Annotated in this window: 5 protein-coding genes; 1 reads left to right on the top strand and 4 read right to left on the bottom strand. The window is 61.9% G+C overall.

Annotated features, from left to right (window positions below):
• A partial coding sequence (locus QMX86_RS27040; protein WP_282390425.1) for a TPM domain-containing protein occupies positions 1-740 on the bottom strand: 740 nt, incomplete at its 3' end.
• 13 nt (positions 741-753) lie between these two features.
• The gene (locus tag QMX86_RS27035) at positions 754-1,362 is read right to left on the bottom strand and encodes a LemA family protein (protein WP_282387335.1); all 609 of its coding nucleotides are present in this window, start codon (positions 1,360-1,362) and stop codon (positions 754-756) included.
• 258 nt (positions 1,363-1,620) lie between these two features.
• Between QMX86_RS27035 and bglX the strand changes: the two genes are divergently transcribed.
• Positions 1,621-3,912: a beta-glucosidase BglX gene (bglX, locus tag QMX86_RS27030; protein ID WP_041478900.1), complete on the top strand. Its 2,292-nt coding sequence runs from the start codon at positions 1,621-1,623 to the stop codon at positions 3,910-3,912.
• Between the two features lie 197 nt (positions 3,913-4,109).
• Here bglX and QMX86_RS27025 read toward each other — a convergent pair whose 3' ends face one another.
• The gene (locus QMX86_RS27025; protein WP_056783426.1) at positions 4,110-5,267 is read right to left on the bottom strand and encodes a phosphatidylserine/phosphatidylglycerophosphate/cardiolipin synthase family protein; all 1,158 of its coding nucleotides are present in this window, start codon (positions 5,265-5,267) and stop codon (positions 4,110-4,112) included.
• 1 nt (position 5,268) lies between these two features.
• Positions 5,269-5,859 carry a YceI family protein gene (locus QMX86_RS27020; protein WP_039762684.1) on the bottom strand — a complete coding sequence of 197 codons (591 nt, stop codon included), beginning with the start codon at positions 5,857-5,859 and terminating at the stop codon, positions 5,269-5,271.
• Positions 5,860-5,984: the final 125 nt, after the last annotated feature.

Below are 5,984 nucleotides of genomic sequence, written 5' to 3'. Positions count from 1 at the left end.
CACGAACCGCCGCCGCCGAAACTGCCCCCGCCACCGCTGAAGCCGCCACCGCCTCCGCCGCCGAATCCGCCCCCACCGCCAAAGCCGCCCCCTCCTCCGGAGCCACCCCGGCCGGCAGGCAGGATACCGAGCATCTGGCAGACAAACACCGTCACGATGAACAACATCACCAGAAACATGAACAGCGCAGGGTGCCGCGAGATGAAATCATCCGCCGGGTCGCCGCTGGATTCGTACACGGTGGACGGCTCATCGAGCGGATTGCCACCGAGCACCACCAACATCGCCGCAACGCCATCGCTGATGCCTTTGCTTAAGTTGCCGGCCTTGAACGCCGGCGTGATGACCTGATGAATGATCACCGACGACTGCGCATCGGTCAGGCGATCCTCCAGGCCATAGCCGACTTCGATGCGCAGTTTGCGCTCGTCACGGGCGACGATCAGCAAGGCGCCGTTGTTCTTGTCCTTCTGGCCGATGCCCCAGTGCCGACCCAGTTGGGCGCCGAAATCCTCGATGGTGGTGCCCTGCAGATCCGGCAGCGTGACCACCACCAATTGCTCGCCGGTGGCCTGCTCGTGCGCCTGCAATTGCTGGCTCAGTTGCGCGCGAATCGATGGCTCGAGCATTTGCGCCTGATCGACCACGCGCCCGCTCAGCGGCGGAAACGTCAATTCGGCCCGGGCGCTGACGGCGAACAGCCAGAGCATCAGCACCAGGCCCAGTTTCAACACACGCATGGGCAACCTCGAATCAGAATTTCACTTCCGGGGCCTTCTCCGCGCCGGGCGTGGTGGCTTCGAAGGTTTCGCGCATTGGCAGATCGCTGTACATCACGCTGTGCCACAGGCGACCGGGGAAGGTGCGGATCTCGGAGTTGTATTTCTGCACCGCCAGGATGAAATCGCGGCGCGCTACAGCAATGCGGTTTTCCGTGCCTTCGAGTTGCGATTGCAGGGCGAGGAAGTTCTGGTTGGCCTTCAGATCCGGATAGCGCTCGGAGACCACCATCAAACGGCTCAATGCGCCGGTCAGTTGATCCTGCGCCTGCTGGAACTGCTTGAGCTTCTCGGGATTGTCGAGGGTGCTGGCATCGACCTGAATCGAGGTGGCCTTGGCTCGCGCTTCAATCACTGCGGTCAGGGTTTCCTGTTCGTGGGCCGCGTAGCCCTTCACGGTTTCCACCAGATTGGGGATCAGGTCGGCACGGCGCTGGTACTGGTTCTGCACCTGGCCCCACGCGGCTTTGGCCTGTTCGTCGAGGGTCGGGATATTGTTGATGCCGCACGCGGTCAACAGCGTGGCGAACACCAGCAACGTGGCGATCTGTAACCGTGAACGGGAGGTTGAGCTGATATTCATTGCAGTGATGCTCCATGACACATTTGATTTAAAAACCGAACGCTGGGCATTCCCGGCCAGCGGTTGGGGCATAATCGGCGCCGCCACTGGCATGCGACGGGCTAATCGGCTAAAAAGTGCCCTTCGCGTTCACGTTGCCGCTGTCGGCTGCGGTTTTCCGGCTCAGGATTTTGCGCCGGTATCCGAACAACAATAGTCGCTCCCTACATTTTGGCTGGCCGGTGTTGCATCACCGTTTGGGCTCTAGAGAAAAAATTCATGAAGAAGCTGTGTTTGCTGGGTCTGTTCGTCAGCCTGGCCAGTCATCAGGTACTGGCCGCCACGACCCCGGTACCTTTGGAAAACAAGGACGCCTTCATCAGCAACCTGATGAAACAAATGACCCTCGACGAGAAGATCGGCCAGTTGCGCCTGATCAGCATCGGTCCGGAAATGCCCCGCGAGCTGATTCGCAAGGAAATTGCCGGCGGCAACATCGGTGGCACGTTCAACTCGATCACCCGCGCGGAAAACCGTCCGATGCAGGACGCTGCCATGCGCAGTCGCCTGAAGATTCCGATGTTTTTCGCGTACGACGTGATCCACGGTCACCGTACGATTTTCCCGATTCCGCTGGCCCTTGCGTCGAGCTGGGACATGGACGCCATCGGCCAGTCCGGTCGCGTTGCGGCTAAAGAAGCCGCCGCCGACAGCCTCGACATCACCTTCGCGCCGATGGTGGATATCTCCCGCGATCCGCGCTGGGGCCGCAGTTCCGAAGGTTTCGGCGAAGACACCTACCTGACCTCGCGCATCGCCAAAGTCATGGTCAAGGCCTATCAGGGCGAGACCCCGAGCGCCGCCGACAGCATCATGGCCAGCGTCAAGCACTTCGCCCTGTACGGCGCGGTCGAGGGCGGCCGCGACTACAACACCGTCGACATGAGCCCGGTGAAGATGTACCAGGATTACCTGCCGCCCTACCGCGCCGCGATCGATGCCGGCGCCGGTGGTGTGATGGTGGCGTTGAACTCGATCAACGGCATTCCGGCCACGGCCAACACCTGGCTGATGAACGACCTGCTGCGCAAGGACTGGGGCTTCAAAGGCCTGGCAGTCAGCGATCACGGCGCGATTTTCGAACTGATCAAGCACGGTGTCGCGCGCGACGGTCGCGAAGCGGCGAAGCTGGCGATCAAGGCCGGCATCGACATGAGCATGAACGACACCCTCTACGGCAAAGAACTGCCGGGGTTGCTCAAGTCTGGTGAGATCGAACAGAAAGACATCGACAACGCTGTGCGCGAAGTGCTCGCGGCCAAGTACGACATGGGCCTGTTCAAGGACCCGTACCTGCGCATCGGCAAGGCCGAGGATGATCCGGCCGACACCTACGCCGAGAGCCGCCTGCACCGCGCCGAGGCCCGCGAAGTCGCGCGGCGCAGTCTGGTGCTGCTGAAGAATCACAACGAAACCCTGCCGCTGAAGAAAGACGCGAAAATCGCGCTGGTCGGTCCATTGGCGAAAGCGCCGATCGACATGATGGGCAGCTGGGCCGCCGCCGGGCGCCCGGCACAATCGGTCACGCTGTTCGATGGCATGAGTTCGGTGATCGGCGACAAGGCCAACCTGATCTACGCCCGTGGCGCCAACATCACGGGCGACAAGAAGGTCCTCGACTACCTGAACTTCCTCAACTTCGATGCCCCGGAAGTGGTCGATGACCCGCGCCCGGCGAACGTGCTGATCGACGAAGCGGTGAAAGCGGCGAAGGATGCTGACGTGATCGTCGCCGCTGTCGGCGAGTCCCGTGGCATGTCCCACGAATCCTCAAGCCGCACTGACCTGAACATCCCGGAAACCCAGCGCGAATTGATTCGCGCACTTAAAGCCACTGGCAAACCGCTGGTACTGGTGTTGATGAACGGCCGTCCGCTGACGATTCTCGAAGAGAACCAGTCGGCCGATGCGATTCTGGAAACCTGGTTCAGCGGCACCGAGGGCGGCAACGCCATCGCCGACGTGCTGTTCGGCGACTACAACCCGTCGGGCAAACTGCCGGTGACCTTCCCGCGTTCCGTGGGCCAGATCCCGACCTACTACAACCACCTGAGCATCGGCCGGCCGTTCACGCCGGGCAAACCGGGCAACTACACCTCGCAGTATTTCGATGACACCACCGGCCCGCTGTTTCCGTTCGGTTATGGCCTGAGCTACACCACCTTCGCCCTGAGCGATATGGCGCTGTCATCGACCACCCTGAACGCCAGCGGCAAGCTCGACGCCAGCGTCATGGTCAAGAACACCGGCAAGCGTGACGGCGAAACCGTGGTGCAGTTGTACATCCAGGACGTCACCGGTTCGATGATCCGCCCGGTGAAAGAGCTGAAGAACTTCCAGAAGATCATGCTCAAGGCCGGCGAACAGAAAGTCGTGCACTTCACCATTACCGAGGAAGACCTGAAGTTCTACAACGCCCAGCTCAAATACGCGGCCGAGCCTGGCAAGTTCAACGTGCAGATCGGCCTGGATTCGCAGGCGGTGACGCAGCAGAGCTTTGAATTGCTGTAACAGCAAGCACACTGCCCCCCCTGCACTGATCGTTCCCACGCTCTGCGTGGGAATGCAGCCCGTGACGCTCCGCGTCACTGGACGCGGAGCGTCCCTGGAGGCATTCCCACGCGGAGCGTGGGAACGATCAAATGACACGCCGCTTTCGCTAGCAGGCTCGCTCCCACATTGGATTCAGGGTGTATTCAAAATCGTGGTTATCCGCGACGGTCGAGAATATTCACCACCAACCGATCCACCCAGCCCCACACCCGCTGCTTGACCCGCCGCCACAACGGTCGGCGCTGCCATTCCTCCAGACTCACCAGCTGACTCAAGCCGAAGTCCTTCACAAAGCTCGCCTCCACCGCTGCCGTCAACGCCGGGTCCAGCGCCTCCAGGTTCGCCTCCAGATTGAAACGCAGATTCCAGTGATCGAAGTTGCACGAACCGATGCTTACCCATTCGTCCACCAGAACCATTTTCAGGTGCAGGAAGCACGGCTGGTATTCGAAGATCTGCACCCCGGCCTTGAGCAGGCGCGGGTAGTAGCGGTGTCCGGCGTAGCGCACTGACGGGTGATCGGTGCGCGGCCCGGTCAGCAACAGCCGCACATCGACCCCGCGTGCAGCTGCTTTGCGCAGCGAGCGACGGATTTTCCAGGTCGGCAGAAAGTACGGCGTGGCCATCCAGATGCGTTTTTGCCCGCTGTTCAGCGCGCGAAACAGCGATTGCAGAATATCGCGGTGCTGGCGGGCGTCGGCATACGCCACACGGCCCATGCCTTCGCCCTTGTCCGGTACGCGCGGCAAACGCGGCAGACCAAAATGCGCGGCCGGGCGCCAGGCGCGGCGGTAGCGGTTGGCGATCCACTGGCGATCAAACAGCAATTGCCAATCGATCACCAACGGGCCGCTGATCTCGACCATCACTTCGTGCCACTCGCTGACATCATGGCCCGGCGTCCAGAATTCATCGGTCACGCCGGTGCCGCCGACCACGGCCAGGCATTGGTCGACCAGCAGCAATTTACGGTGGTCGCGATAGAAGTTGCCGACCCAGCGCCGCCAGCTCAGGCGATTGTAGAAACGCAGCTCGACCCCGGCCTGCGTCAGGCGCTGGCGCAGATGCAGCGTGAACGCGAGGCTGCCGTAATCATCGAACAGGCAACGCACGCGCACGCCGCGCTCGGCCGCCGCGACCAGCGCCTGGACGATGGCTTCGGCGCAGGCGCCGGCCTCGACCAGGTACAGCTCCAGTTCGATCTGTTCTGTAGCTCCAGCGATGTGCTCGAGCATGCGCGGAAAGAACTGCGGGCCGTCGATCAACAGTTCGAAACGGTTGCCGTCACGCCAGGGGAACACCGCACCGCGCATGTCAGCGCGCCGTGAAAATCAGCACCGCACCCACCGGCACCGACAGACTGATGGCCGACAGATCGGCGAGTTTGCGCAGGTTTTCCAGGCCCGGCGCCAGATCGAAATCCTCGGCGTTGATCACCAGCGGCTCCAGCGTGACCACCTGAAAACGCCGATCATCCAGACGAGTGGCAAGCAACTCGGCCGGGTATTCGTGCTGCTTGCCGTGCAGGCTGACGGTCAGCGGCAGGCGCAACTCCAGCTGCGCGCCGGGGGCCAGATCGTTGATCGGGCGCAGGTCGATTTGGGTGGTGATGGTGGCTGCGGGAAACTGCTCGATCTGGAACAGCTCCTTGCGCATGCGCTCATCACGCAGGGGGATGCCGCTGTTGATCGATTCGAGCTCGACTTCGACCTCGGCGCGACCGTTGGGGTCGACCTTGCCGTGCAGCACCAGAAAGCGCTGCACTTCCGATACGCTGGCATTTTTGGTGCTGACGAACGACAGCCGCGACGACTCGCCGTCCAGGTACCAATTGGCCTGGGCCGGCAGCGCAGCGGCGGTCAACAGCAGACTGGCGAAGGTTGTATAGAGGGAGCGGTTGAACATTGAACACTCGTGGGGGCGATAAACCTGCACGAACCTTAACCGCCCGCCAAGTTATTGCAAGCCCTGTGGGAGCGAGCCTGCTCGCGAATGCAATGCTCCCCGCACAGCATGTATTGGGGCTTGCG

Origin of the sequence: Pseudomonas sp. PS01270 (assembly GCF_029959775.1) — a bacterium.
Taxonomy (GTDB): Bacteria; Pseudomonadota; Gammaproteobacteria; order Pseudomonadales; family Pseudomonadaceae; genus Aquipseudomonas; species Aquipseudomonas atacamensis.
The sequence above is the reverse complement of the archived record's forward strand: the minus strand, read 5'-3'. Positions and strand labels throughout refer to the sequence as shown.

Excerpts from the sequence above, each read along its gene's own strand:
- QMX86_RS27035 (WP_282387335.1), bottom strand. The coding sequence starts at position 1,362 with ATGAATATCAGCTCAACCTCCCGTTCACGGTTACAGATCGCCACGTTG.
- bglX (WP_041478900.1), top strand. The coding sequence starts at position 1,621 with ATGAAGAAGCTGTGTTTGCTGGGTCTGTTCGTCAGCCTGGCCAGTCAT.
- QMX86_RS27025 (WP_056783426.1), bottom strand. The coding sequence starts at position 5,267 with ATGCGCGGTGCGGTGTTCCCCTGGCGTGACGGCAACCGTTTCGAACTG.
- QMX86_RS27020 (WP_039762684.1), bottom strand. The coding sequence starts at position 5,859 with ATGTTCAACCGCTCCCTCTATACAACCTTCGCCAGTCTGCTGTTGACC.